Genomic DNA, 23,948 nt, shown 5'->3' with positions numbered 1-23,948 from the left:
CGATCGTCATGTCACAAGAACGAGCGTTGTCGCACTGTGACCTCGCTGGAACTCAGCATCCTGCGCGTTCGCTTACGCTCTTCTCATGACCTTGCTCCCGCCGACCCGACGGCGCCGCACGGCCCTCGCAATCGCGGGCGCGCTCGCGGTCGCAACCTCCGTCGCCCTGGGCATCGCCCGTCCCTGGCTGCCGCCTGCAGAGACCGCTCCGGTCGCCGCCGCCGAGAACGGCATCTCCCCGGCTGCCCTGACGCTCCCCGAAGACCCGGAGGTTCTGATCTTCGGCGACTCGTGGACGTACGGCTCAGCCGCGACGGTGCCCACCAACGGATACGCGCACCGGCTCGCGGGGCTGATAGACGGAGACACCGTCGTGCGCGGGGTGCGCGGCAGCGGCTACCAGAAGCCGGGCATCGACGGCCCCGACTTCCTCACACGTGTGGCGGCGCTGGAGAAGTGGATCGACCCCGACCTCATCATCCTCCAGGGATCGATCAACGATCGTCGGTCGGATGCTGCGGCCTACCCCGCTGCCGTCAACGCGGTCTGGGATGCTGTGGTCGCAAAGTACCCGGAGACGCCGGTCGTCATCCTCGGTCCCGCACCGCATGAGCTCCCGGTGGCCGCGTCCACGGCACGCATCGACCGCGATCTCGGCAGTCTCGCCGCGTCGAGGGGCTGGTGGTACATCTCCCCCGTGCAGGAGAACTGGATCACCGATGCGAACTACCTGCAGCTGATCGACGTCGGCGCGGGGCGCAAGCACCCCACCGACGCGGGGCACGCCTATCTCGCCGACAAGGTCGCCGGCGCGCTCGAACGCTTCAGCACAGCCCCCGTGACCGCGGCCGACGGCGCGAAGCCGAAGCCCGCCAAGTAGTCACTCGCGCGCCGGGTACTCCACCGCACCGTCTTTCACCACGGCTCCGGGCGTGAGAGCAGCCTCGCTCACCCTGCCGTCTGGCATGAGGTGGCCGACGGCGATGCCGCGCGCCAGCAGGCTGTCCGCGATGATCCGGCGATGGCAGCGCCACCAGACCGCCTCGGAGCACATGACGGCCACATGCCCGGTGGCGGCATCATCCAGGGCGAGCAGCCGGGTGATCCCCTCCCCGAACTCTTCGCCCATCGCGTAGTCGGCGTAGTTGTGGAAGCTGCGGTTGCGCCACAGCGCATTGACCTCATCCGGAACGTCGCGTTGCACGTTCCTCCGTCCGCCCAGCTGCTCGATGCGCCGGTAGACGATGCCCTTGCGAGGCAGGGACGCGGTGAGCGCATCCTCGTTGAACCACGGGTACCTGTTCGAACCAGGCAGTCGGCGCACGTCGACGAGGGCGCCGACCTGTGCGCGCGAGAGCAGATCCGCGAACTCGTCGAAGGGATGCGTGGAGTGGCCGACGGTGAGGATCACCGCTCAGCCCTTCAGGAGGGTCAGAGCACTCCCCTTGTGCGCTGCGACGTGCCCGGTCTTGTCGCTCTTGATCTCGTACTGCGGCTCGTCGTCGTCTGCTCGGCGGGTGCGACCCATGAACTCGAAATCGGCGGTGTGGACCTTCATGATCCGCCCGCGCACCCGGCCCGCCTCGGAGTTCCAGCTGACGTGGTCTCCAACCTCGTATCGTCTGGCCATCCGGTGCTCCTCTCGATCATCGAGCTGCCGGAAATGAGAGAAGACCGCCCTATGGGCGGTCTTCTGATGAGTGTGCCCCCGACAGGAATCGAACCTGCGACCTACGGTACCGGAAACCGGCGCTCTATCCGCTGAGCTACGGAGGCGTACCGGTCGAGCCTACCAGTTGCGAAGCCCGCCGAATGCACGTCGGCAGGCCGCAGCGCGTCGCTCAGTCGTCGGCGAACAGGGCGGTCGCTGCGTCGATCTCGTCGTCAGTGGGCACGCGCGGCACGTAGTCGCGCTCGCGCACGTGCGCAAGGAAATCCGCGTCTGGTGCGACACCGTAGTTCTGCACGTAATAGGTTACGGGGCCGGTCCAGACGAACTCCCCGTCGGTCCTGATCGTGAGGGGAACGACCGGCGCGTCGTCGGCCAGCACGTCGATGCCGCGCGCGGTGGTATGCATCACCACTGCGCCGGATTCGAGGTAGGCGCCGATGCGCTCGGTCTCTTCAGGAGACAGCCGTTCGTCGTTCAGCGGGGGTCGCAGCTGCGACGGGCTCTGCACCCAGTCCGGCTGGAACACCGAGACTTCTCTGACCATCTGCGCTCACTCTCCATTCGGCTGGAACAGCACCCAGGTGCCGTTGTGCGGCTTGACCGGGCGACCCGTCACGGGGTCGATGTCGGTCACGAAGGGTTCGCCGTTCCTTCGCGACCACACCGGCTTCGTCGGCGCGGTGACGTCGACGCCGAGGTGGTTCGACAGCTGCTGGGCGAAACCATCGGGGTCTGCACCGGTGTGGCACGAGAACAAGCGTATCGGCGTCTCGCCGTCCCAATCGGTGCGCTTCTTCACGAGCGCGGCGAACTGCTCAGCATCGAGCATGTTCCCGTCGCCGCCCTGCACCTGGTTCGGCGCGCCGTGCAGGTCGAGCACGTACTCGCCCTTGTAGGAGGGCACGTCGGAGGAGAACTCTCGGTCCTTCTCCGGCAGGAAGTGCCAGCCGACGTCGGTCTTCTCACCTTTTCGCAGCTTGCGGTCCTTGAGCCAGCCGCGCGAGACGGCATCGAGGTCGTCGATCTCGCGCACCTCGCGGACGACGGTGTCCATGTGATCACCCAGGTTGTCTGCGAGGTGGTGCAGACGCAGGTTCGCATGCCCCATGCCGTGCATCACGGCCTGCCGCATCTCGCGGATCACCGGCTTGATCGACATGCGTCCTCCTCTACGTGCGACCAGACCGAGGCTATCGACCGCCGTCGAGGGCCGCGATGGGCAGTCCTGCCCATGACGGCGCAGGGCATCACACGAGGAAGAACGGCAGCAGGCCGGGGTTGCGTGCGTGCACGAGCACAGCGAACACGACCGCGTCGAAGAGCAGGTGCACGGTGACGACGTAGGCGAGCGAGTGCGTCCGCAGGAAGATCCACCCCTGCAGCAGCGCGAAGGGGATCGTGAGCACGGGCCCCCAGGCCCGGTACCCGAGCTCCCACAGGAACGAGACGAACACGATCATCTGCAGCACGTTCGCGTTGACGGCAGACATGTGCCTGCGCAGCAGGGCGAAGACCGTGCAGATGAAGAACAGCTCGTCCCAGATGCCGACCGCGCCGACGCCCACGAACAGTCGCGCGATCAGCGAAGGAGTGTCGACGACCGGCCAGTTCTGGTAGACGCCGCTCGTGATGAAGTAGTAGGGCAGGATGAGCCAGCCGAGCACGAGCACGGCGAACAGCCAGATCCACTGCCAGCGCGTCCATCGGCGGCGCGTGCGCCACGGAAACGAGATCGCGCGGTCGCGGAACACGAAGCGCGACAGGAGATAGGGCACGAGCACCGCTCCCCCGAGTGCCAGCGTGAAGCGCACCATCGACAGGTCATCGAGCTTCGCCTCGAGCGAGATCGCGTGCACGATCAGCATCCCGATCCCGATCAGCGACAGGTCTCGCGTGAGCGAGGGCGCACGTCGCTCACCGACCGCCCAGTCCGGGCGCGTTCCGGCGAAGACGGTCACCGTTCGCTCCGCTCCGCGCTCGACCAGCGCGGCCGCACCGATCCCTGCGGCGAGCAGCAGCCATCCGACCCACGTCCAGCCGAGCACGAAGAAGGCCGGCGCGGCCGCGCAGACGAGCGCGGCGGGCGGGATGCTGTGCCAGGTGGACTTCGTCACACCCGCGGCACCCGCCGATAGGTGAGGTCGCGGATCTCGCGTCCCTTGCTGATGCCCTTGCGCTCGAAGGCGGTCATGACCCGGCCGTCGAAGCGCTCGGCCCACTCGCCCTCGAAAGCGCGCTCGAACTCCGGCGCGCCGTCGAGCACCTCACGCATCTGCAGCGCGTAGTCCTCCCAGTCGGTCGCCAGGCGCAGCAGACCGCCATCGGCGATCGCCCGCGCCGCGGTCGCCGGGAATCCCGGCCGGATCAGCCGCCGCTTCGTGTGGCGCTTCTTGTGCCACGGGTCCGAGAAGAAGATCCACACCTCGGCCGCCGAGCCCTCGGGAAGATAGGTCGAGAGCACCTCCGGTGCGTTCGCCTCGATCAGACGCAGGTTGCGGACGCCCGCATTGTCGGCGTCGAGCATGGTGCGGGCCAGTCCTGCTCTGAACACCTCGACCGCGAGGAAGTCGGTCTCCGGCGCCGCGGACGCGGCGGCGATGATGGCATGTCCCTGGCCAGAGCCGATCTCGACGATCAGCGGTGCCGTGCGACCGTATTCGGCCGCCACATCGAGCCGCGCATCCGGATGCACGGAGGTGAACGCCACGTCGCGGGGCACGTCGAGCAGGTAGAAGGGTGCGTGCTCCTCGAACGCCCGCTCCTGGCCCTCCGACATGCGGCCGCTGCGGCGGACGAACGAGACCGGTTCATCGCGGAAGGTGCGGGGTTCAGGCATCCCTTCAGGATACCGGCGCCGCCCCGTCGACTCCGACGCTATGCCCCGCGACCGGCCGCTCATCGCCGCGGCTCAGTGACGAAGTCGATCAGCTCCTCGACGCGGCCGAGCAGCGCCGGTTCGAGGTCACGGTAGGTGGTGACGCGGGAGAGGATCCGCTTCCATGCGTGCGCGATATCGGTCTGGTCTTCGGCGGGCCAGCCGAAGGCGCGGCAGATGCCCGTCTTCCAGTCGGTGCCGCGCGGGATCGTCGGCCAGGCGCGGATGCCCATGGCTGCGGGCGTCACGCACTGCCAGACGTCGATGTAGGGGTGCCCCACGATCTTCAGATGGCGCCCGTGCGGTCCGCGCATGATCTGCTCGACGATGCGGGTCTCCTTGGAGCCAGGCACGAGGTGGTCGACGAGGACGCCGTAGCGTCTCGTGGTCGATGGCGGTGACTCGGCGAGCAGCTCGTCGAGCAGGTCGAGGCCTTTCAGGTACTCGACGACCACGCCCTCGACCCGCAGGTCTGCGCCCCACACCTTCTCGACGAGTTCAGCGTCATGGCGTCCCTCGACGAGGATGCGGCTGGGCAGCGCGGTGCGGGCGCGGCTGTCGGCGACCGCGAAGGACCCGGATGCCGTGCGGCGCGGTCCTGCCTGCTTGGCGGCCGGCACCACGAGCTTCACCGGCCTGCCGTCGATCATGAAGCCGCCGCCCAGCGGAAAGCTGCGCCGACGGCCTTTCCAGTCCTCGAGCTCGACCATGCCGGCCTCCACTCGGGTCACCGCACCGCAGTAGCCGTCCTGCGCGACCTCGACGACGAGGTCCTTCTCGGCGGCGACCTCGGGCGTCTTCGCGACGCCGCGCTGGCGCCAGCCGTCTGCGAGCACGTCTGAGCCGTACATGTCGTCCATGCCCTCCAGCGTATGCGTCTGCGCTGAGGGCGAACGGCGAACCCGCCGCCGGTGCTGTCGTCGCCACGGCCCAGTGCATAGACTCGTCCCATGGGGGCACGGCTGCCGGTCGGAGGGATCACTATGAGGAATCGGTGGCTGACTGCGGCCGCACTGCTGCTGGCCGCGACCGCGAGCATCGCCACCGCCTCCGTGGCGTCCGCTACGGATCCCGTCCAGCTCGACCCAGGCCACGTCACGGATCACGCGGGCGTGCTGTCGTCCTCTGAGGAGAACGCCGTCGAGTCCCGACTCGAGCAGCTGGCGCAGAACTCCTCATCCGATCTCTACGTCGTGTTCGTCGACGAGTTCACCTCGCCGTCCGACCGCGTCGCCTGGGCGGATCAGGTCGCCACCGGCAACAACCTGGGACCCGAGCAGTACCTGCTGGCCGTCGCCGTCGAGCAGCGCGCGTACTACATCTCGGCCGCCTCCGGTGGCCCGCTCAGCGACAGCAGACTCGACGACATCGAGCAGAAGATCCAGCCCCTCCTCGGCCAGGAGGACTGGGATGGCGCCGTGCTGCTCGCCGCGGACGAGATCCAGGGCGACGGCGGCGCAGGACTCATGCGGGGCGTGCTGATCTTCGTCGGCGTCGCCGCCGCGATCGCCGTGGTCTGGCTGGTGATCCGCTTCATGGCCAGGCGGCGCCGTGAAGCAGCGATCCGCGCCCGAGGAGCCATGCCCGAGCATCCCGACCCGGACGACCCGTTCTCCACCCTGACCGATGACCAGGTGGAGACGCAGGCGGGATCCGCCATCGTTCGTGCCGATGACGCGATCACGTCGAGCCGAGAGGAGCTCGGCTTCGCCATCGCCCAGTTCGGTGAAGAGGCTACGGCCGGGTTCACCGAGGTGATCGAGGCCGCGAAAGCGAAGATGGCAGAGGCGTTCGACCTCAAGCAGAAGCTCGACGACGAGGTCGAGGACTCGGTGCACGACCGGCGTGCCTGGCACATCCGCATCATCGGCCTCTGCGATGAGATCGACGCGATGCTCGACGACAACACCGAGGCCTTCGATGCGCTACGCGCGCTGCAGCAGAACGCCCCGCAGGAACTCGAGAGGGTGCGCCGTGAGCGCGCGGCCGTGGACGGGGTCATCACGCCGGCCGCCGACGCTCTCGCAGCGCTGGCGGACGAGTACGACGAACAGGCGCTAGCGACCGTCATCGACAACCCTGCCCAGGCGCAGGAGCGCGTGGCGCTCGCCGACCGCTCGATCGAGGCGGCCCGTGCGGCGATCGCGTCGGGCGAGACGGGAAGGGCGGCCTTCGCGATCCGCACCGCAGAGCAGGCGGTCGCTCAGGCCGGCCAGCTCGCGACCGCGATCACGGCGCTGGGCGCTCAGCTCGCCGAAGCCGAGAATCAGTCGCGCACCCTGCTGGTCGAGCTGCAGAACGACCTCTCCACCGCAAGGCAGCTGCCCGACCCCGACGGTGCCATCACGGCGATCGTGTCGTCGGTCGACGCACAGGTGCGGCAGGCAGAGAGCAGCATCACCGGCGCACGCCGGAGCCCGCAGCGGGCACTGGACGCCTTGACAGCCGCGAACACGCAGATCGACACGGCGATCGCGCAAGCACGCGAACGCGCCGAGAATGCCCGTCGGCAGAGCCAGCTGCTCGTGCAGACCATCAATCAGGCCGCCATGGAGATCGCGTCGACGCGCCAGTTCATCGAGACCAGGCGCGGCACGATCGGCCCCGACGCCAGGACGCGTCTGGCGCAGGCCGAGGCGTCGCTCAATCAGGCGATCGCGCTGCAGTCCGCCGACGAGCCGGCCGCGCTGGCGGAGGCCAATCGCGCACTTCAGCTCATCCGCCAGGCGGGCGGGCAGGCCCGCAACGACGTGGCGATGTACCAGGCTCCACGCAGCCAGTACGACGACAGCGGCTGGGACGGCGGCCTGTTCGGCGGCGGTTCTCGCGCACGCGCCGACTCTGGACTCGCCGGTGACATCCTCGGCGGCATCATCGGCGGCCTGCTCTCCGGAGGCGGCGGCTCGTCACGCAGCGGTGGCTGGCGCTCCAGCGGAGGCGGCGGCTTCCGCAGCTCCGGCTTCGGCGGCGGCGGACGCAGCGGCGGTGGACGCAGCGGACGCAGCGGAGGTGGCCGTTTCTGATCTCCCGCATTGACAACCCTGACACGCTTCTTCCCTGACGAAAGGAACCACAATGGCCAAGGAATCAATCTTCGGACGCATCTCGACCCTCGTCCGCGCGAACATCAACTCCCTCCTCGACCAGGCCGAGGACCCGCAGAAGATGATCGACCAGCTCGTCCGCGACTACACGAACAACATCGCCGACGCGGAGTCGGCCATCGCCGAGACCATCGGCAACCTGCGCCTGCTCGAGCGCGACCACGAAGAGGACGTCCGCGCTGCACGCGAGTGGGGCAACAAGGCGCTGGCAGCCAGCCGCAAGGCAGACGAACTGCGCGCAGCCGGCAACACGACCGATGCCGACAAGTTCGACAGCCTCGCGAAGATCGCGCTGCAGCGCCAGATCGGCGAGGAGCGCGAAGCACAGGCAGCCGAGCCGCAGATCGCCGCTCAGACCGAGATCGTCGAGAAGCTCAAGGGCGGCCTCAACGGCATGAAGGAGAAGCTCGGTCAGCTCAAGACGAAGCGCAGCGAGCTGCTGGCCCGCGCCAAGGTCGCCGAGGCTCAGACCAAGGTTCAGGACGCGATCGGCTCGATCAACGTGCTCGACCCCACCAGCGAGCTGGGCCGCTTCGAAGACAAGATCCGCCGCCAGGAGGCTCTTGCCCAGGGCAAGGCCGAGATCGCGGCCTCGTCGCTCGACGCGCAGTTCGAGAGCCTCGAGGACCTCGGTGAGCTGACCGAGGTTGAGGCCCGCCTCGCTGAGCTCAAGTCGGGCGGCACCTCGCGGGCCGCCCTCGAAGCAGAGTGAAATCCGGGGTGGGTGCCGCCGGCCGGCATCCACCCCGCCTTCTCCCTCCGGAGAGACCATGACCCGATTCCTCATCGTTCCGCAGTGGCAGGGCTCGCCGTCGGCTCGCGCGATGCTGCTCACCGACGGCGCCGCAGCGATCGCCGGCGACCTGCCGCGTCGCGACACCACCGTGCTCGATGTTCCCCTCGAAGCAGGAGACTCGCTCGGTACGGGCATCCGCCGTCTGAGCGCGCTGCTGCGCACGCGAGAGCTGGTGACCGGCCAGGTCACCGCCGCGGAGGAGCCGCTGGTCGTCGTCGGCGGTGACTGCAGCGTCAGCGTCTTCGCGCTGTCAGCTCTCGACACCTCCGACCTCGCGGTGCTCTGGTGCGACGCCCATCCCGACTTGAACGAGCCCGCCACCTCCCCCTCCGGTGCTTTCGCCGGCATGGCGCTGCGTGCGCTGATGGGCGAAGGCGAACCGCAGCTCGTGCTCTCCCCCGGGATCCCTGCAGAGCGCGTGGTCCTGCTCGGCGCTCGAAGCATCGATTCGGGCGAGCAGGATGCCCTGCACGGAATCACCCAGCTGGCCCCCGGAGCGCTCGACGACGCCGGCGCCGTCGCCGCCGCCGTCCGCGCGACCGGGGCGAGCCGCGTGTGGGTTCATATCGACGTCGACGTGCTCGACCCCGCCGAGTTCGAGGGCGTGTCGGAGGCAGCGCCGTTCGGTGTCAGCGCCGCCGGTCTCGCCGCTGCCCTGAAGACGCTCCGCGATGAGGTGCCGCTGGCGGGCGCGACCATCGCCGGGTTCGCGCCACGCAGCCCGGCCGACGCCGTTCTCGATCTCGGCGCCATCCTGCGCCTGATCGGCGCGGTGGCATGAGCGTCGATTGGCGAGCAGATGCAGAGACAGCCCTGGAGCGCGGCCGCAGGTTCGACCGCCTGATCCCCTCGGTGCTGCTCGACTCGCCCATCAGCCGTGTCGGCTTCTGGTGGGGCACGGCCGTCGGCTGGGTGTGGGGCTCACTGTGGAGCACGGGTGCCGTGGAGCGGCGAGAGGGACTCTGGGTGTTCCGCGGACTGCCGGGGTGGTCGTACGCGCGAGGCGGCGTCTGCGTCGGAGCCTGCTTCCTCACCGGCGACCGCGCCCCGTCGGACGCCGTTCTCAGGCATGAGGCTGTTCACACACGTCAATGGCGGCGCTACGGCCTTCTCATGCCCGTGCTGTACCTGTTCGCGGGGCGCGATCCGCTGCGCAACAGGTTCGAGGTCGAAGCGGGCCTCGAGGACGGCGGCTACGTGCAGCGGGCGGCACGCAGCCGCGGTGGCAGGAGCGTTGCTCAGTCGAGCGACAGGCCGTAGCTCTCGGGAGCCTGGATGGCCTCTGCGGGCACAGCATGCGCAGCGGTGAGGTGCTCGGCGATGTCAGCCGTGCTCAGCCACCCGCCGAGAAGGATGGCCTCGGTGCGCAGCCCTTCTGCGGAGCCGTCGCAGAGCATCTCGTCGGACCATGCGACAGCCGCCCGGGTGAGTGCCTCTCCGACCGCACGCGGCGCAGCCTGACGCCGGGCGCGCGGAAGCCACGTGACGGTCATGCGGGGCGGAGCCACGACGATACCCACATCAGACTGCTCGGGGACCTCGATGAAGACGCGGCCCACGGCGCACATCGGCAGCGTGGCGAGGGCCAGCTCGAGATCGGCGAGCGAGTGCTCGTCGGCCGTGATGAGGTGCTGCACCTGCGGACGACGCGCGGCACGGCTGCCTGCGGACGTCTGCGTGGTGCTCATGATGCATCCACTCTATCACCGATATAGGGTTGCCTAACCTCACCGGCTCGTCACTCGAGCAGCGCTGAGGCCAGCGCATCCAGCTCTGTGCTGCTCATCCCCGCGGCACGCAGATAGTCGGCAACGGAGCCGTGACGCTCATCGATGTCGGCGAGCAGCGCAGCCATGACCGGCGCCGGCGACTCGGTCGCGAGCTGCACCGCATTCGTCGCATCGGGGAGATGAGTGCGCAGGTACTGGACGATGGCCCGGTTGCGCTCGGGCGGCAGCTGCGAGGCGGTGAGTGCGTAGTCGGCGATCACGGCATCCCGGTCGGCGCCGACCGCGCTGAGCGCGAGCGCGACCGTGACCCCGGTGCGGTCCTTGCCCACCGTGCAGTGCACGAGGGTCGGCTCGCCTGCCGCGATGACGCGCACCGCCTCGACCAAGCGGGGCGCCGACTCGTCGACGAGATGGCGGTACATCGCCGCCAGATCCATGTTCTGCGCGAAGAACGATCCGACCGATCCGAGGAAGAGCGGGATGCGGGTCGTCCGCACGCCGATGAGGGCGGAGGGCTCCCGCTCGACTTCAACGTCATCTCGCAGGTCGACCACGTGTCGTACACGCTCGCACAGCACCGCACTGCCTTGCGCGGTCAGCTGAGCGAGGTGACCCGAGCGCAGCAGCACGCCGGAGCGCACACGCGATGAACCGGCGCGCATACCGCCCACGTCGCGCACATTGGCGACGCCGTCTACGTCGATAACGGTCATGCGCGACCTCGGATCCGCAGGTGTGCCATACGTCCACCCTATGTCCACTCGGACATCGCCACGAGAACAGGCGAAATGCAGATTGCGTACTAGATCATCGAAAATGTAAGCACATTCGTGTTTCGTGACGCCGAAAGACATGCAGATTGGTCCCGCATTTCCTGTGTCGGCGCCATCAGAGCAGAATATGCCCGTGGTCCAAGACGACAGCGAGTTCCGCTACCTGCCCGCCCAGGCGCAGGCCCTCGGCACCCGTGCGCCCTCCGCAGAGCGTATCGCTCTCACCCTGCCCGACGGCCGCGTGCTCAGCGCCCTGCTGTTCGGCGGCGGCGAGCCGGAGGTCACCCTGCTGCACGGCGCCGGGCTCAACGCGCACACCTGGGACACGGTCGCGCTGCTCATAGAACGACCAGTGCTCGCCATCGACCTCGCCGGACACGGCGACTCATCCTGGCGCGACGACCTCGACTACTCCCCCGCCGTCCTCGCCGACGACGTCGCCCGCGCGATGACCGTCTGGACATCACGTCCGCAGGTGCTCGTCGGGCACTCGCTGGGCGGATTGACCGCATCGAGCGTCGCGTCCGAGCATCCCGAACTCGTGCGCGAGCTGGTGCTGGTCGATATCGTTCCCGGGCTGGACACCGACGCTGCGCCCGCCATCCTCCGCGACTTCTACGCAGTCACCGACTTCGCCTCGCGAGACGACGCAGTCGACCGCGCCCAGGAATTCGGGTTCGGCGGCAGCCGAAGCGACACCGAGCGCGGCGTGTTCTTCAACACGAGAGTGCGAGCCGACGGGCGGGTCGAGTGGAAGCATCACTTCGCTCACATCATCGGATCGGCCTTCGACTCGCTCAAGGCGGCGCATTCGGCATCCGGCGCCGACCCGTGGATGCCGCTCCAATCCGTCTCCGCGCCCGTCACACTGGTCCGCGGAGAGCGCGGCTTCCTTCAGGATGCCGATGTCGCGGCCTTCACCGAGCATCTGCCGGAGGCCGCCGTCGTCATGGTGGACGCCGGCCACAACGTGCAGGAGACCGCACCCGCCGCACTTGCCGCCATCGCCACCGGCGCACTGATCCGCGGAACGCGCTGACCGCGCGTTCCGCTTCCCCTCGAGAGGACAACCCGTGTCTGCACCATACCCCCGACGCCGCGGCGCACTCGCCGCGGTGGGCCTGCTCGCCGTCGGCGCCCTCGCCCTCAGCGCGTGCTCCCCGTCCGGTGAGCCGAAGCCGACCGCATCCGTCGCGGCAGAGCCCGACGCGACCCTCACCGTCGGACTCGTGCTCGAGCCCACCAACCTCGACATCCGGCACACGAGCGGTGCCGCGCTCGAGCAGGTGCTCGTCGACAACATCTACGAAGGACTCGTCACCCGCACTCAGGACAACGGCATCGAGGAGCGCCTCGCGAGCGCATATGAGATCTCGGACGACGGGCTGATCTACACCTTCACGCTCAACGACGGCATCACCTTCCACGACGGCACTGCCCTCACCTCGGCCGACGTCGTCGCCTCATACCAGGCGGTCAAGTCCGACGCGAGCGTGCAGGGCCACGCCGAGTTCGCTGACGTCGCCTCCATCACTGCGCCGGATGCCCAGACCGTGACGATCACGCTCACCAAGCCCGATCAGAACTTCCTGTTCACCCTCACGGGGCCCGCCGGCCTGGTCTTCAAGAAGGGCGACACGACGGACCTGAAGACCGCCGAGAACGGCACAGGCCCGTTCGCGCTCGAGCGCTGGGCCAAAGGCAGCGCCATCACGTTCGACCGCTTCGACGACTACTGGGGAGATGCGGCGACCATCGGCGAGGTGGTCTTCCAGTACATCCCCGACTTCACTGCGGGCGTGAACGCGGCGCTCGACGGCACACTCGACGTGCTCACCGCGGTCGACCCCAACCTCGTGTCGCAGCTCGAGGGCACCGGCGACTTCACGGTCACGACGGGTCGCACCACCGATAAGGCGACTCTGGCATTCAACAACGCGAAGGCCCCCCTGGACGACGTCAGAGTGCGCGAGGCGCTGCGCCTCGCAGTGGATCACGAGGCCCTCGTCGAGGCGATCGGCGCCGGGCAGACGCTGTATGGGCCGATCCCCGAGCTGGACCCCGGGTATGAGGACCTCAGCGACGTCGCACCCTACGATCCCGCGAAGGCGAAGAAGCTGCTGAAGGAGTCGGGCCACGAGAAGCTCGAGCTCACGCTGACCATCCCCTCGTTCTACGGCACGACCGCGGCCCAGGTGCTCGTGTCGGACTACGCGAAGGTCGGCGTCTCACTCGAGGTGAAGCGCGTGGAGTTCCCGACGTGGCTCGAGGACGTCTACACCAACCACGACTACGAACTGAGCTTCGTGCTGCACGTCGAGCCTCGTGACTTCGTGAACTTCGCGAACCCGGACTACTACTTCGGATACGACAACCCCGAGGTGCAGAAGCTGTACGAGCAGTCGCAGACCGAGATCGACCCCGACAAGTCCGCCGGCTTGCTGAAGAAGGCGGCCCGCCTCGTGTCGGAGGACCACGCCGCCGACTGGCTGTACAACGGCGCGACCCTGACCGCCCACACCGCTGCGGTCTCCGGCTTTCCGACCGATTCGATCAACTCGCGCATCGACCTCGCCGGCGTGACGAAGTCCGCGGAGTGATCCGGTACGCGCTGACTCGAGGAGCCCTGCTGATCGCGGGGCTCCTTGTCTCGAGCGCGATCATCTTCCTCACCCTCCGCGTCTTCCCCGGCGATGTCGCCCAGCTGATCGCGGGGACACAGGCCGATCCGCAGACCGTGGAGGCCCTGCGCGAATCACTCGGGCTCAACAAGCCCCTGCTCGCGCAGTACGGCGACTGGATCGCAGGCATCCTGCGCGGCGATCTCGGCACCTCGCAGCTCAGCGGGGCATCGGTGGGGGCCGAGCTCGCAGAGAAGTCGCGCGTGACCGTGCCGCTCGGTCTCATGGCTCTGGCCATCGCACTGCTCATCGCCGTGCCGCTCGGGGTTCTTTCCGCCCTCCTGCGCGGGCGCGCTGGCGGAACCGCGCTGAGCATCGGCGCGCAGACCCTCGCCGCCGTGCCCGTGATCTGGGCAGGAATGATGCTCGTCGTCGTCTTCGCTCACAGGCTGGGCTGGCTGCCGGCGCAGGGTTTCCCCCGCTCAGGATGGGCGACGCCGGCGAAGGCCTTCGAGTCGCTGCTCCTGCCCGCGCTGACCATCGGCGTCGTCGAGGGCGCGATGCTCATGCGGTTCGTGCGCAGTGCGACCCTGCAGGCCGCGGGGCAGGACTTCGTCCGCACGGCGGCAGCCAAGGGGCTGACACGGCGCCAGGCCCTCATCCGCCACGGCATCCCCGCCGTCGGTCTGTCGATCGTCACGGTGCTGGGCGTGCAGATCGCCGGCATCGTCGTCGGCTCGGTGGTCATCGAGCAGCTCTTCACACTGCCAGGCATCGGCCGCATGCTCGTGGCCGACGTGGGCACGCGCGATCTGGTGAAGGTGCAGAGCGAACTGCTCGTGCTCACCGGTTTCGTGCTGGTCATCGGATTCGTCGTCGACCTCGTGCACCACGCGGTCGATCCCCGGCAGAGAGCGGAGGAAGGCTGATGCCTCGCTGGATGCGCGCCCTGCTGTCGTCGTGGACCGGCCGCTTCGCCGTGCTGGTCGTGCTCGCGATCGCCCTGGTCGCTGCGGTCTCGGTCTTCTGGACGCCGTTCGACCCCATGCTGTCGGATGTGCGTGGCCGCTGGGCAGCGCCCGGATGGCCGCATGTGCTCGGCACAGACGGCACGGGGCGCGACATCCTCAGCCTGCTCATGGCGGGAGCGCGCACCACGGCCTTCGTCGCCGTCGGCGCCGGTGCCGTCGCCACGCTGGTGGGGATCTCGCTCGCCGCTCTCGGTGCACTGACCGCGCGCTGGGTTCGCGAGAGCGTGGCGGTGCTGGTCGACATCCTCATCGCCTTCCCCGTGCTGATGATCGCCATGATGATCTCCGCGGTGTGGGGCGGATCGCTGTGGGTGGTCGTCTTCTCGGTCGGCATCGGTTTCGGCGTCAGCATCGCCAGGGTCACCAGACCCGAGCTGCGCCGGGTGCAGCAGAGCGACTTCGTGCTCGCGGGGCGCGCCTCCGGCCTCACCGCGGGCCAGAACCTCGTGCGCCACCTGCTCCCGAACATCGCGCCGGTGTTCATCGTTCAGCTGTCGTGGTCGATGGCGGTGGCCGTGCTCGCCGAGGCCGGCCTGTCGTATCTCGGATTCGGCGCATCCCTCACGGAGGCGTCATGGGGCACGCTTCTCGCAGACCTGCAGCGTTACATCGGTGTGCATCCGCTCACGGTCGTCTGGCCCGGCGTCGCCATCACCCTCACCGTGCTCGGACTCAATCTGCTCGGCGACGCGCTGCGCGAGGCGACGGACCCGACGCTCTCGCGCCGATCGGCGCAGGTGCACGTCCCGGAGGTGGTGGCATGAGCCTCGAGGTCGACTCCCTCGTCGTCGAGATCGACGGCGCGCGCGTCGTGGACGGCGTGTCGTTCGCCGTCTCCGACGGTCAGCGCCTCGGCCTGATCGGCGAGTCAGGCTCCGGCAAGTCGATGACGGCGCTGGCGATCCTCGGCCTGCTCCCGGAAGGCGCCGAGGTCAGCGGCAGCATCCGGTGGGACGGCGTCGAGCTGGTGGGGATGCCGGATCGCGAGCTCGCGCGTCTGCGCGGCGATGAGATCGGGATGGTCTTCCAGGAGCCGCGCACCGCGCTCAACCCCATCCGCACCGTCGGGCGGCAGATCGCGGAGTCGGTGCGCATCCACGAGCGTGTCGGCCGACGAGAGGCGCGCGAGCGGGCCGTCGCCGAGGCCGCCCGCGTGCAGCTCCCCGATCCGGCATCCATCGTCGATCGCTACCCGCACCAGCTCTCCGGCGGTCAGCGACAGCGTGTCGCGATCGCGATGGCTCTCGCCTGCAGACCCCGGCTGCTCATCGCCGATGAGCCGACCACGGCGCTCGACGTCACGATCCAGGCCGAGGTGCTCAAGCTGCTGCTGGGACTGGTCACCGACGAGGGCATGTCGCTCGTGTTCATCACGCACGACCTCGCGGTGCTGTCACAGGTCGCGACCCACGGCGTCGTGCTCGAGCACGGTCGCGTCGTCGAGCAGGCTCCCGTCTCGACGCTGCTGAGTGCGCCGGCCTCTCCGGTGACGCAGGCCCTGCTGCGCGACGCCGTCGTGACGCTGTGGCGCGCCGATGACGAAGGGACTGCATCGTGACCCTCCCCCTCGACGCCGGCCGCGCGCTCATCGTCGCCGAAGGAGTGAGCCGCCGCTTCCCCGTGCGTCGCCGCACCATGTTCGAACGCGCCCGCACCAGCGTGGCGCTTCATCCGACCGACCTCGCGATCGCGGAGGGGGAATCGCTGGGGCTGATCGGCGAGTCGGGCTCGGGCAAATCGACGCTCGTGCGCCTGCTGCTCGGGCTCGACCGTGCGACCAGCGGACGGGTCGTCGTCGACGACCGGGAGGTGGATGCCACCGCGCGAGCCAGGTCGCTGCACTGGCTGCGCAGGCAGACCGGGCTCGTGTTCCAGGACCCGTACGCGTCACTCGATCCCCGGATGAGCGCGGGACAGATCATCGCCGAACCGCTGTGGGCTCTCGACATCCCCGGGGACCATCGCGCGCGCGTGGGCGAGGTGCTTGCTCAGGTCGGCCTCGACGCGGACATGGCCGATCGCCATCCGCACGAGTTCTCCGGCGGCCAGCGTCAGCGCATAGCGCTCGCACGCGCCATCGTGCACCGCCCGCGGATCCTCATCGGGGATGAGCCGATGTCAGCGCTGGATGTCACTGTGCGGGCGCAGATCCTCGCCCTCCTCTCGCGCCTGCGCGTCGAGGAGGGCCTGACGATGATCACGGTCTCGCACGACATCGGACTCGTGCAGCACCTCAGTGACACCGTCGCCGTGATGAAGGACGGCCGCATCGTGGAGCACGGAGCCACAGCCGCCGTCCTGCAGCATCCCGCCGACGACTACACGAAGCGCCTGCTCGCGGCAGTTCCGGTGATACCGAGGGCCTGATCATCCGCATCCTGAAATAGCGCTCGCGCGGTATACCATTTCTCGCTATGGTATACCGAAATGCCCCTCGCTCGACGCCGATGATGGCTTGAGCCCAACTGCGCCACACTGACGTGGTGCGGAAAGCGAGACCCCATGTCCGAGATCCGTGAGCACACTCAGCCTCCCGACAGGCGTGCGGTTCGATTCGAACCCAGCCCCACGTTGAGCAATTCCGACATCAGCCCGGTGACCCATCAGACCTGGGGGGTGTACAACCTGTTCGCGATGTGGATGTCGAACGTTCACTCCGTCGCCGGGTATGTGTTCGCCGCCGGGCTCTTCACACTGGGCCTCGCCGGCTGGCAGGTCTTCACAGCCCTCCTCGTCGGGATCACCCTGATCTACTTCTTCACGAACCTCGCCGGGCGCGGCGGCCAGAAGTACGGCATCGCCTTCGCCGCTCTCTGCCGCCCCGCGTTCGGCGTGTACGGCGCGAACATCCCCAGCATGATCAAGGCCACGACGGCGACCGCCTGGTACGGAATCCAGACGTGGGTGTCATCGACCGCGCTGGTCGTCGTCGTCCTGCGGTTCTTCCCCGACCTGCAGCCGCTCGCCGAGAACTCGATCCTCGGCCTGTCGACCCTCGGCTGGGGGTGCTTCGCCTTCATGTGGCTCGCGCAGCTCATCGTGTTCTTCTACGGATGGGAGGCCATCCGTCGCTTCACCGACTGGGCGGGGCCCGCGATCTACGTGGTCATGTTCGCGCTCGCCATCTGGATCGTGGTCAAGGCGGGTGGCCCGAGCGCGATCAGCTTCACCCTCGGCTCGAAGGACCTGTCAGGCGGTGCCGCGTGGGGAATGTGGCTGACCGCCGTCGCCCTCACGGTGGCGTGGTTCGCGGGCACGACCCTGAACTTCGCCGACTTCTCCCGCTTCATGCGGTCACCCGCGGCCATGCGCAAGGGGAACTTCCTCGGTCTGCCCGTCAACTTCATGCTGTTCGCCGTCGCGACCGTCGTCACCACCTCTGGTGGTCTGGCTGTCTTCGGCGAGCTGATCACAGACCCGGTCGAGCTCGTCGCCCGCATCGATGACACCACCGCGGTGCTGCTCGGCGCGCTCACCTTCATGACCGCGACCATCGCCACCAACATCGTGGCGAACTTCGTCTCAGGAGCCATGGACGTCGCGAACCTCGCACCCAAGATCTTCACCTTCCGCAGGGCGGGCCTGGTGGCTTCCGTCGTGTCGGTGCTGATCATGCCGTGGAACCTCTACTCCAACGCAGCCATGGTGCAGTACACCCTGGGCACCTTCTCGGCGTTCATCGGCCCGATCTTCGGCATCGTGATCTGCGAGTACTTCTTCGTGCGCCGTCAGCACATCGACATGGATCACCTGTACACAGCGGATCCTCGCGGCAAGTACTGGTACCGGCGCGGGTTCAATCCCCGGGCGATCGCGGCTCTGCTGCTGGCCGGCGGACTCGCGACGATCATCGCGCAGGTGCCGGCGCTCGGCGCGCTGGCGCCGTTCTCGTGGTTCTTCGGGTGCGCGTTCGGCATCGCATTCCACTGGCTGCTGTCGAAGGACAGGGCTCGGGCGGCGACCGATGCGGGCTGAGTGGATGCAGGCAGGGCTCGCCGCTGCCGTGCGCGAAGCGGAGGAGGGAATCGCCGAGGGAGGGATGCCGTTCGGCGCGGCCATCCTGCACGACGGCGAGGTGATCGCGGTCGGGCGCAACCGTCAGGTGCAACGCGGTGACTTCCTCGCGCACGCCGAGACCGAGGCGATCCGCGACTGCCTGGGCCGTCACGGACGGGTGCCGGAGGGGGCTGTGCTCGTGGCCACAGAAGGGCCCTGCGCGATGTGCGCGGGAGCCGCGCTGATCACCGGCTTCAATGCGGCTGTCGTCGGCGAGGTGCACCACTTCGCAGGACACGTGTCGCAGCTGCGCGCAGAGGGCGTCGACGTCGAGGTCCTCGACGATCAGGCCTGCATCGATCTGGTCACGCGCTTCCGCGCCGACCATGCCGATCTGTGGGCCCGCTACTCCGCCGGCTGACCACGACGGCGGTAAAGGCGCCGCCCCTGCATCGGGGCGGCGCCTTTATCGTGTTCAGCATCTCCGGCCCGCCGGACCCCGCCGGCGCCCTGCCGTGCTCACAGCGACTTCTGCAGGAAGTGCACTCCCAGCCGTTCGCCGAACTTCTCTCCCACCTCGACGAGCCTGCCCGCATCGACGAACCCCGCCTTGCGGTGCAGGCCGATCGACGCCTCCGCTCCTCGATCGGCGATGACCGCGATGACCTGCCGCAGGCCGGCATCGCGGCAGCGGTCGAGGAACACCGCCAGCAGCGCCCACCCCACTCCCCTGCCCGCGGCAGACGGGGCGAGATAGATCGAGTTCTCGATGGTGACGCGATACGCCGACTTCGGAGACCACGGCTGGCCCAGCGCATACCCGAGCAGCTCGCCCTCCTCGGTCTCGGCCACGAGGAACGGAATGCCGGCGGCGGCGATGCGCGCGCCCTTGCCCTCCCAGTCGGCCAGCGTCGAGTCCGCTTCGTCGAAGGTCACGGTCGACGATCGCACGTAGTGGTTGTAGATGTCACGGATCGCCGGGAGATCAGCATCCGACACCGGCCGGATCCGCAGGTCGCTCACGCCTCACCCTCCACGCGCCAGTCGACGCCATCGGCCCCCATGGCCTCGAGCAGCGCATTCGTGCGCGAGAACGGACGCGAGCCGAAGAAGCCCCGGCTCGCCGAGAGCGGCGAGGGATGCGCCGATTCGATCATCGGCGTCTGGCCCAGCAGCGGCTTCAGCCCTGCAGCGTCTCTGCCCCACAGCACCGCGACGAGGGGCTGCTGACGTGCGACGAGGGCGCGGATCGCCAGCTCGGTCACCTTCTCCCAGCCCCAGCCACGGTGAGATGCTGGCGCACCGGGCCGCACCGTGAGGACGCGGTTGAGCAGCAGCACGCCCTGATCGCTCCAGGCGGTGAGATCGCCGTGGGGAGCCGGCGGGATGCCGAGATCGCTGTGCCGCTCTTTGTAGATGTTGCCCAGGCTGCGCGGCAGCGGGCGCACGTCGCGCTCCACTGCGAACGACAGGCCGATGGGGTGCCCCGGCGTGGGGTAGGGGTCCTGCCCGGTGATCAGCACCCGCACATCCGCGAGGGGCCGCTGGAAGGCACGCAGCACGTTCGCACCGGCAGGCAGGTAGCTGCGTCCCGCAGCCTCTTCTGCACGCAGCCGGTCGCCGAGCTCGGTGATGAGCGGCTGCACGGGTTGCAGCGCCTCAGCCCATCCGCCGTCGATCATGCCCGCGTCGGCGAGCTGGGCGAGGGTTCGCCGCATCAGTCGTCCGTGCGCACGTGCAGCGGCCCACGGGCCAGCAGGTGCTGCGCCGCCTGCGCGAGCGGACGCATCGTGACCAGGTCGAGATTCACGCGACGAGGCGCGTTCAGCGCATACGCGATGAGCTCTGCCACGTCCTCGGCGATCAGGGGCTCGGCGACGCCTTCGTAGACCGATTCCGCGGCGGCCGCGTCACCGCCCAGCCTGTTGAGGGCGAACTCCTCGGTGTGCACCATTCCCGGCGCGACCTCCACGACGCGGATCGGCTCGCCGTGCAGCTCCTGGCGGAGCACCTTGACGAGCATCGCCTCGGCTGCCTTGGCCGCGTTGTATCCCGCACCACCCGGGTAGGGGTTCTGCGCCGCAGTCGAGGTCACGAACACCGTGTCGGCGTGCCCGTCGGCGGACGCCGCCTTGCGCAGCATCGGCAGCAGGGCCGCCACGAGGCGCTGCGACGCGAGCACGTTGGCGTCGTACATCCACTGCCAGTCGTCGATCGAGGCGTGCTCGACGCTGTCGGTGCCGCGCGCGCCGCCGGCCACCTGCACCAGCGCATGCACGGGACCGGTGCGCTCGAGCTCGGCCACGAGTGCGTCGACGGCCTCTGGTTCGGTCAGGTCGCACGCGACGGCAGATGCCCCTGTCTCATCGGCGAGCGCCGCGAGGCGCTTCTCGCGCCGTGCGACGCCCACGACCTCCCAGCCCTGCGCGCGCAGCACGCGCACGGTCGCCTCCCCGATACCTGAACTGGCTCCGGTCACCACGGCTCGTCTGATCACCATGCCCTCCACCGTAAACGCAACACGCCCCAGATCCAGCCACTGGGCTGTGTTACGTAACATTTCCCCTCGGTTGTCGCGCGCGACGCCTCTTCGTAGTGTCGCTTCCAGGCATCCAGCCGAACGACTCCACCACCCGACACCTGGGAGCACGTCATGACCGCAGCCGAGAACTGGCGCTTCGAGACCAAGCAGATCCACTCGGGCGCTGCGCCCGACCCGGTCACCAAGGCTCGCGCCACGCCGATCTACCAGACGACGTCGTACGTGTTCGACAACGCCGACCACGCCGCGAACCTGTTCGCGCTGGCCGAGTTCGGCAACATCTACACCCGCATCCAGAACCCCACCCAGGACGTCCTCGAGCAGCGCCTCGCCGCGCTCGAAGGCGGCACCGGCGCGCTCGTGCTCTCGAGCGGCCAGGCCGCATCGACCTTCGCGATCCTGAACATCGCCGAGGCCGGCGACCACTTCGTCGCCTCCAGCTCGATCTACGGCGGCACCTACAACCTCTTCAAGTACACCCTCGCCAAGCTCGGCGTCGAGGTGACGTTCGTCGAGAACCAGGACGACCCCGAGGAGTGGCGCGCCGCTGTGCGTCCGAACACCAAGCTGTTCTTCGCCGAGACCATCGGCAACCCGAAGATCAACGTGCTCGACATCCGCACCGTCGCCGACATCGCGCACGAGAACGACGTGCCCCTGATCGTCGACAACACCATCGCGACCCCCTACCTGATCCGTCCCTTCGAGCACGGTGCCGACATCGTGATCCATTCGGTCACGAAGTTCCTCGGGGGTCACGGCACCACGATCGGCGGCGCGATCGTCGACGGCGGCACGTTCGCCTGGTCGCAGCACGTCGACAAGTTCCCCGGCCTCACCGAGCCCGACCCCTCGTACCACGGCGCGTCGTACACGACCGCGGTCGGCGACGGCCTTGCGTATGTCATCAAGGCCCGCGTGCAGCTGCTGCGCGACCTCGGGTCCGCGATCTCGCCCCAGAGCGCCTGGAACCTCATCCAGGGCATCGAGACCCTGTCGCTGCGCATCGAGCGCCACGTGCAGAACGCGCAGGAGATCGCCGAGTGGCTCGAGAACCACGATGACGTCGCGTCGGTGAACTACTCCGGCCTGCCCTCGTCGCCCTGGTACGCGAAGGCCAACGAGTACGCTCCCAAGGGCGTCGGCGCGGTGCTGTCGTTCGAGCTGAAGGGCGGCGTGGAAGCCGGTCGCGAGTTCGTGAACAGCCTGACGCTGTTCAGCCACCTCGCGAACATCGGCGACGTGCGCTCGCTCGTCATCCACCCCGCATCGACCACCCACTCGCAGCTCTCGCCCGAGCAGCAGCTGTCGGCCGGCGTCACGCCGGGCCTCGTGCGGCTGTCGGTCGGAATCGAGAACATCGACGACCTCAAGGCCGACCTCGAGAACGCGCTGAGCGCCGCTCGTCGCGTCGCCGAGGCCGCTCGCGCCTGACCCCCCGTCCTCCTCAGACGCAGGATGCCCCGGACCGCACGGCCCGGGGCATCCTGCGTCTCTCCGTCCCCTCACGTCGTCGGGTCGCGACGTGCCTCACCCGTAACGTTCGGGGGCACCGGGCGGGGACAGGCGACAATGGGGTGATGGACTGGCAGACGACCTCAGAGGACACGGTGCCCTCGGCGCCCGTGACCGAGGCCGACGTGCGCCTGCTGCGTGCCCGTCCCCCTGCGACCGGCGCCTGGCGCGATGGCGACCCTGTGGGCGAACGGCGCTTCACCTTCCTCGGCGACTTCCGCACAGAGAACGGCGACCTGCTGCCCGCCACCCGGCTCGCCTGGGAGTCGTGGGGAGAGTTGAACGAGGCCCGCGACAACGCTGTGCTGATCCTGCACGCCCTGACCGGCGACAGTCACGTGCGCGGTGCGGCCGGTGCAGGGCACCCCACTGCCGGCTGGTGGGACGACATCGTGGGCCCAGGCGCCGCGATCGACACCGACCGGTGGTTCGTCATCGCTCCGAACATGCTCGGCGGATGCCAGGGCTCCACGGGTCCCGCGAGCATCGCCCCCGACGGCCGGGAATGGGCCTCGCGCTTTCCCTACCTGACCATCCGCGACCAGGTGGCCGCACAGATCCGCCTCGCCGACGCGCTCGGCGTCGAGCGCTGGGCCGCCGTGATCGGCGGCTCCATGGGCGGCATGCACGCGCTGGAGTGGGCGGTCATGCAGCCCGAGCGCGTCGAGCGCCTTGCGGTGCTGTCGTCTCCGCCCGTGACCACCGCCGACCAGCTGGCCCTGAACTTCGTGCAGCTCGAGACCGTGCGCATGGACCCCCGCTTCGCGGGCGGTGAGTACTACGACGCGGCGCTGGGCGAGGGGCCCCACCGTGGCCTCGCACTCGCCCGCCGGATGGCGCTGCTGAACTACCGGAGCCCGATCGAGCTGAATCAGCGCTTTCAGCGCTCATGGCAGTCCGACGTCTCTCCGCTCGGCCGCGGCGGCCGGTTCGCCGTCGAGTCGTACCTCGACTTCCACGGCAACAAGTTCACCCGCCGCTTCGACGCGAACAGCTACCTGACGGTGGTCGAGGCGATGAACTCGCACGACATCGGGCGCGACCGCGGCGGGGTGGAACAGGCTCTGCACACCATCACAGCGAAGACTCTCGTGCTCGGCATCGACACCGACCGGCTGTTCCCGGTCGACGGGCAGCAGCGCATCGCGCGCAGCGTGCCCAACCTCATCGACGACGAGGCCGTCGTGCTGACGAGCGACTTCGGCCATGACGGCTTCCTCATCGAGACGGATCCGGTCGGCGCACACGTGGAGCGTCTGCTCGCTTCGTGAGCCGATCCCGCGCGGACTCCGG

Annotated in this window: 27 protein-coding genes and 1 tRNA gene; 15 read left to right on the top strand and 13 right to left on the bottom strand. The window is 68.8% G+C overall.

What is annotated here, in order from left to right:
* Window positions 1–85: 85 nt before the first annotated feature.
* Window positions 86–880, top strand: coding sequence for an SGNH/GDSL hydrolase family protein (locus JOE67_RS14200; protein WP_204976171.1), 795 nt, complete (start codon window positions 86–88; stop codon window positions 878–880).
* On the opposite strand, the gene JOE67_RS14195 is transcribed toward JOE67_RS14200, so the two are convergent.
* The 8 genes from JOE67_RS14195 to JOE67_RS14160 form a co-directional block, all read right to left on the bottom strand.
* Window positions 881–1,411 carry a DUF488 family protein gene (locus tag JOE67_RS14195; protein ID WP_204976170.1) on the bottom strand — a complete coding sequence of 177 codons (531 nt, stop codon included), beginning with the start codon at window positions 1,409–1,411 and terminating at the stop codon, window positions 881–883.
* Window positions 1,412–1,414: 3 nt separating this feature from the next.
* Window positions 1,415–1,630, bottom strand: coding sequence for a hypervirulence associated TUDOR domain-containing protein (locus JOE67_RS14190; protein WP_204976169.1), 216 nt, complete (start codon window positions 1,628–1,630; stop codon window positions 1,415–1,417).
* A gap of 73 nt (window positions 1,631–1,703) precedes the next feature.
* Window positions 1,704–1,776: transfer RNA gene (locus JOE67_RS14185), tRNA-Arg, on the bottom strand.
* 65 nt (window positions 1,777–1,841) lie between these two features.
* On the bottom strand, window positions 1,842–2,216 hold the full coding sequence (locus JOE67_RS14180; protein WP_204976168.1) for a hypothetical protein: 375 nt from the start codon (window positions 2,214–2,216) through the stop codon (window positions 1,842–1,844).
* Window positions 2,217–2,222: 6 nt separating this feature from the next.
* Window positions 2,223–2,831, bottom strand: a complete 609-nt coding sequence (locus tag JOE67_RS14175) for a hypothetical protein (RefSeq protein WP_204976167.1) — start codon at window positions 2,829–2,831, stop codon at window positions 2,223–2,225.
* 88 nt (window positions 2,832–2,919) lie between these two features.
* Entirely contained in the window at window positions 2,920–3,786 is an 867-nt protein-coding gene (locus JOE67_RS14170) for a CPBP family glutamic-type intramembrane protease (protein WP_204976166.1), read from the bottom strand.
* Entirely contained in the window at window positions 3,783–4,508 is a 726-nt protein-coding gene (trmB, locus tag JOE67_RS14165) for a tRNA (guanosine(46)-N7)-methyltransferase TrmB (protein ID WP_204976165.1), read from the bottom strand. Before trmB ends, JOE67_RS14170 begins: the two co-directional genes overlap by 4 nt.
* A gap of 59 nt (window positions 4,509–4,567) precedes the next feature.
* On the bottom strand, window positions 4,568–5,407 hold the full coding sequence (locus JOE67_RS14160; protein ID WP_204976164.1) for a DUF3097 domain-containing protein: 840 nt from the start codon (window positions 5,405–5,407) through the stop codon (window positions 4,568–4,570).
* A gap of 123 nt (window positions 5,408–5,530) precedes the next feature.
* Between JOE67_RS14160 and JOE67_RS14155 the strand changes: the two genes are divergently transcribed.
* Genes JOE67_RS14155 through JOE67_RS14140 form a run of 4 tightly spaced genes read left to right on the top strand, consistent with a single transcriptional unit; the run spans window position 5,531 to window position 9,707 of the window.
* Complete coding sequence (locus JOE67_RS14155) at window positions 5,531–7,570, top strand: TPM domain-containing protein (protein WP_204976163.1); 2,040 nt, start codon at window positions 5,531–5,533, stop codon at window positions 7,568–7,570.
* A gap of 52 nt (window positions 7,571–7,622) precedes the next feature.
* Window positions 7,623–8,363 (top strand): PspA/IM30 family protein, encoded by a 741-nt coding sequence (locus JOE67_RS14150; RefSeq protein WP_204976162.1) that lies wholly within the window; start codon window positions 7,623–7,625, stop codon window positions 8,361–8,363.
* A 58-nt stretch (window positions 8,364–8,421) separates the two neighbouring features.
* The gene (locus JOE67_RS14145) at window positions 8,422–9,228 is read left to right on the top strand and encodes an arginase family protein (protein ID WP_204976161.1); all 807 of its coding nucleotides are present in this window, start codon (window positions 8,422–8,424) and stop codon (window positions 9,226–9,228) included.
* On the top strand, window positions 9,225–9,707 hold the full coding sequence (locus JOE67_RS14140) for a Fe-S oxidoreductase (protein ID WP_204976160.1): 483 nt from the start codon (window positions 9,225–9,227) through the stop codon (window positions 9,705–9,707). The genes JOE67_RS14145 and JOE67_RS14140 overlap by 4 nt, the downstream gene beginning before the upstream one ends.
* On the opposite strand, the gene JOE67_RS14135 is transcribed toward JOE67_RS14140, so the two are convergent.
* The gene (locus tag JOE67_RS14135; RefSeq protein WP_204976159.1) at window positions 9,686–10,135 is read right to left on the bottom strand and encodes an SIP domain-containing protein; all 450 of its coding nucleotides are present in this window, start codon (window positions 10,133–10,135) and stop codon (window positions 9,686–9,688) included. The two genes, JOE67_RS14140 and JOE67_RS14135, sit on opposite strands and share 22 nt — an antisense overlap.
* Before the next feature lie 50 nt (window positions 10,136–10,185).
* Window positions 10,186–10,890 (bottom strand): tyrosine-protein phosphatase, encoded by a 705-nt coding sequence (locus tag JOE67_RS14130; protein ID WP_204976158.1) that lies wholly within the window; start codon window positions 10,888–10,890, stop codon window positions 10,186–10,188.
* A 187-nt stretch (window positions 10,891–11,077) separates the two neighbouring features.
* On the opposite strand from JOE67_RS14130, the gene JOE67_RS14125 reads away from it, so the two are divergent.
* The 8 genes from JOE67_RS14125 to JOE67_RS14090 all read left to right on the top strand — a co-directional run bounded on the left by JOE67_RS14125 (window position 11,078) and on the right by JOE67_RS14090 (window position 19,019).
* Window positions 11,078–11,989, top strand: a complete 912-nt coding sequence (locus JOE67_RS14125; protein WP_204976157.1) for an alpha/beta fold hydrolase — start codon at window positions 11,078–11,080, stop codon at window positions 11,987–11,989.
* Between the two features lie 34 nt (window positions 11,990–12,023).
* Window positions 12,024–13,550, top strand: coding sequence for an ABC transporter substrate-binding protein (locus tag JOE67_RS14120; RefSeq protein WP_204976156.1), 1,527 nt, complete (start codon window positions 12,024–12,026; stop codon window positions 13,548–13,550).
* Window positions 13,547–14,500: an ABC transporter permease subunit gene (locus tag JOE67_RS14115; RefSeq protein WP_204976155.1), complete on the top strand. Its 954-nt coding sequence runs from the start codon at window positions 13,547–13,549 to the stop codon at window positions 14,498–14,500. Before JOE67_RS14120 ends, JOE67_RS14115 begins: the two co-directional genes overlap by 4 nt.
* The gene (locus JOE67_RS14110; RefSeq protein ID WP_204976154.1) at window positions 14,500–15,366 is read left to right on the top strand and encodes an ABC transporter permease; all 867 of its coding nucleotides are present in this window, start codon (window positions 14,500–14,502) and stop codon (window positions 15,364–15,366) included. Before JOE67_RS14115 ends, JOE67_RS14110 begins: the two co-directional genes overlap by 1 nt.
* Entirely contained in the window at window positions 15,363–16,160 is a 798-nt protein-coding gene (locus JOE67_RS14105; protein ID WP_204976153.1) for an ABC transporter ATP-binding protein, read from the top strand. The genes JOE67_RS14110 and JOE67_RS14105 overlap by 4 nt, the downstream gene beginning before the upstream one ends.
* Before the next feature lie 77 nt (window positions 16,161–16,237).
* Complete coding sequence (locus JOE67_RS14100; protein WP_204977098.1) at window positions 16,238–16,969, top strand: ABC transporter ATP-binding protein; 732 nt, start codon at window positions 16,238–16,240, stop codon at window positions 16,967–16,969.
* A 204-nt stretch (window positions 16,970–17,173) separates the two neighbouring features.
* Window positions 17,174–18,577, top strand: coding sequence for an NCS1 family nucleobase:cation symporter-1 (locus JOE67_RS14095; protein WP_204976152.1), 1,404 nt, complete (start codon window positions 17,174–17,176; stop codon window positions 18,575–18,577).
* Window positions 18,567–19,019 carry a nucleoside deaminase gene (locus JOE67_RS14090; RefSeq protein ID WP_204976151.1) on the top strand — a complete coding sequence of 151 codons (453 nt, stop codon included), beginning with the start codon at window positions 18,567–18,569 and terminating at the stop codon, window positions 19,017–19,019. Before JOE67_RS14095 ends, JOE67_RS14090 begins: the two co-directional genes overlap by 11 nt.
* Window positions 19,020–19,117: 98 nt before the next feature.
* On the opposite strand, the gene JOE67_RS14085 is transcribed toward JOE67_RS14090, so the two are convergent.
* Genes JOE67_RS14085 through JOE67_RS14075 form a run of 3 tightly spaced genes read right to left on the bottom strand, consistent with a single transcriptional unit; the run spans window position 19,118 to window position 21,098 of the window.
* Complete coding sequence (locus tag JOE67_RS14085; RefSeq protein WP_204976150.1) at window positions 19,118–19,621, bottom strand: GNAT family N-acetyltransferase; 504 nt, start codon at window positions 19,619–19,621, stop codon at window positions 19,118–19,120.
* The gene (locus tag JOE67_RS14080) at window positions 19,618–20,316 is read right to left on the bottom strand and encodes a uracil-DNA glycosylase (protein ID WP_204976149.1); all 699 of its coding nucleotides are present in this window, start codon (window positions 20,314–20,316) and stop codon (window positions 19,618–19,620) included. Before JOE67_RS14080 ends, JOE67_RS14085 begins: the two co-directional genes overlap by 4 nt.
* Window positions 20,316–21,098, bottom strand: coding sequence for an SDR family oxidoreductase (locus JOE67_RS14075; RefSeq protein WP_204976148.1), 783 nt, complete (start codon window positions 21,096–21,098; stop codon window positions 20,316–20,318). Before JOE67_RS14075 ends, JOE67_RS14080 begins: the two co-directional genes overlap by 1 nt.
* A 153-nt stretch (window positions 21,099–21,251) precedes the next feature.
* Between JOE67_RS14075 and JOE67_RS14070 the strand changes: the two genes are divergently transcribed.
* Window positions 21,252–22,574, top strand: a complete 1,323-nt coding sequence (locus tag JOE67_RS14070; protein ID WP_204976147.1) for a bifunctional o-acetylhomoserine/o-acetylserine sulfhydrylase — start codon at window positions 21,252–21,254, stop codon at window positions 22,572–22,574.
* 146 nt (window positions 22,575–22,720) lie between these two features.
* Window positions 22,721–23,926, top strand: a complete 1,206-nt coding sequence (gene metX / locus JOE67_RS14065; protein WP_204976146.1) for a homoserine O-acetyltransferase MetX — start codon at window positions 22,721–22,723, stop codon at window positions 23,924–23,926.
* Window positions 23,927–23,948 lie beyond the last annotated feature (22 nt).

The organism is Microbacterium esteraromaticum, assembly GCF_016907315.1.
Taxonomy (GTDB): Bacteria; Actinomycetota; Actinomycetes; order Actinomycetales; family Microbacteriaceae; genus Microbacterium; species Microbacterium esteraromaticum.
Note: the sequence above shows the minus strand (reverse complement) of the source record. Positions and strands in the feature narration are given on the sequence as shown.

What these genes read in the sequence shown, in the direction of transcription:
- JOE67_RS14160 (WP_204976164.1), bottom strand. Translation starts at nt 5,407, where the DNA reads ATGGACGACATGTACGGCTCAGACGTGCTCGCAGACGGCTGGCGCCAG.
- JOE67_RS14175 (WP_204976167.1), bottom strand. Translation starts at nt 2,831, where the DNA reads ATGTCGATCAAGCCGGTGATCCGCGAGATGCGGCAGGCCGTGATGCAC.
- JOE67_RS14180 (WP_204976168.1), bottom strand. Translation starts at nt 2,216, where the DNA reads ATGGTCAGAGAAGTCTCGGTGTTCCAGCCGGACTGGGTGCAGAGCCCG.
- JOE67_RS14135 (WP_204976159.1), bottom strand. Translation starts at nt 10,135, where the DNA reads ATGAGCACCACGCAGACGTCCGCAGGCAGCCGTGCCGCGCGTCGTCCG.
- JOE67_RS14155 (WP_204976163.1), top strand. Translation starts at nt 5,531, where the DNA reads ATGAGGAATCGGTGGCTGACTGCGGCCGCACTGCTGCTGGCCGCGACC.
- JOE67_RS14190 (WP_204976169.1), bottom strand. Translation starts at nt 1,630, where the DNA reads ATGGCCAGACGATACGAGGTTGGAGACCACGTCAGCTGGAACTCCGAG.
- JOE67_RS14105 (WP_204976153.1), top strand. Translation starts at nt 15,363, where the DNA reads ATGAGCCTCGAGGTCGACTCCCTCGTCGTCGAGATCGACGGCGCGCGC.
- JOE67_RS14145 (WP_204976161.1), top strand. Translation starts at nt 8,422, where the DNA reads ATGACCCGATTCCTCATCGTTCCGCAGTGGCAGGGCTCGCCGTCGGCT.
- JOE67_RS14090 (WP_204976151.1), top strand. Translation starts at nt 18,567, where the DNA reads ATGCGGGCTGAGTGGATGCAGGCAGGGCTCGCCGCTGCCGTGCGCGAA.
- JOE67_RS14075 (WP_204976148.1), bottom strand. Translation starts at nt 21,098, where the DNA reads ATGGTGATCAGACGAGCCGTGGTGACCGGAGCCAGTTCAGGTATCGGG.
- trmB (WP_204976165.1), bottom strand. Translation starts at nt 4,508, where the DNA reads ATGCCTGAACCCCGCACCTTCCGCGATGAACCGGTCTCGTTCGTCCGC.
- JOE67_RS14130 (WP_204976158.1), bottom strand. Translation starts at nt 10,890, where the DNA reads ATGACCGTTATCGACGTAGACGGCGTCGCCAATGTGCGCGACGTGGGC.
- metX (WP_204976146.1), top strand. Translation starts at nt 22,721, where the DNA reads ATGGACTGGCAGACGACCTCAGAGGACACGGTGCCCTCGGCGCCCGTG.
- JOE67_RS14200 (WP_204976171.1), top strand. Translation starts at nt 86, where the DNA reads ATGACCTTGCTCCCGCCGACCCGACGGCGCCGCACGGCCCTCGCAATC.
- JOE67_RS14140 (WP_204976160.1), top strand. Translation starts at nt 9,225, where the DNA reads ATGAGCGTCGATTGGCGAGCAGATGCAGAGACAGCCCTGGAGCGCGGC.
- JOE67_RS14150 (WP_204976162.1), top strand. Translation starts at nt 7,623, where the DNA reads ATGGCCAAGGAATCAATCTTCGGACGCATCTCGACCCTCGTCCGCGCG.
- JOE67_RS14125 (WP_204976157.1), top strand. Translation starts at nt 11,078, where the DNA reads ATGCCCGTGGTCCAAGACGACAGCGAGTTCCGCTACCTGCCCGCCCAG.
- JOE67_RS14080 (WP_204976149.1), bottom strand. Translation starts at nt 20,316, where the DNA reads ATGCGGCGAACCCTCGCCCAGCTCGCCGACGCGGGCATGATCGACGGC.
- JOE67_RS14070 (WP_204976147.1), top strand. Translation starts at nt 21,252, where the DNA reads ATGACCGCAGCCGAGAACTGGCGCTTCGAGACCAAGCAGATCCACTCG.
- JOE67_RS14100 (WP_204977098.1), top strand. Translation starts at nt 16,238, where the DNA reads ATGTTCGAACGCGCCCGCACCAGCGTGGCGCTTCATCCGACCGACCTC.
- JOE67_RS14110 (WP_204976154.1), top strand. Translation starts at nt 14,500, where the DNA reads ATGCCTCGCTGGATGCGCGCCCTGCTGTCGTCGTGGACCGGCCGCTTC.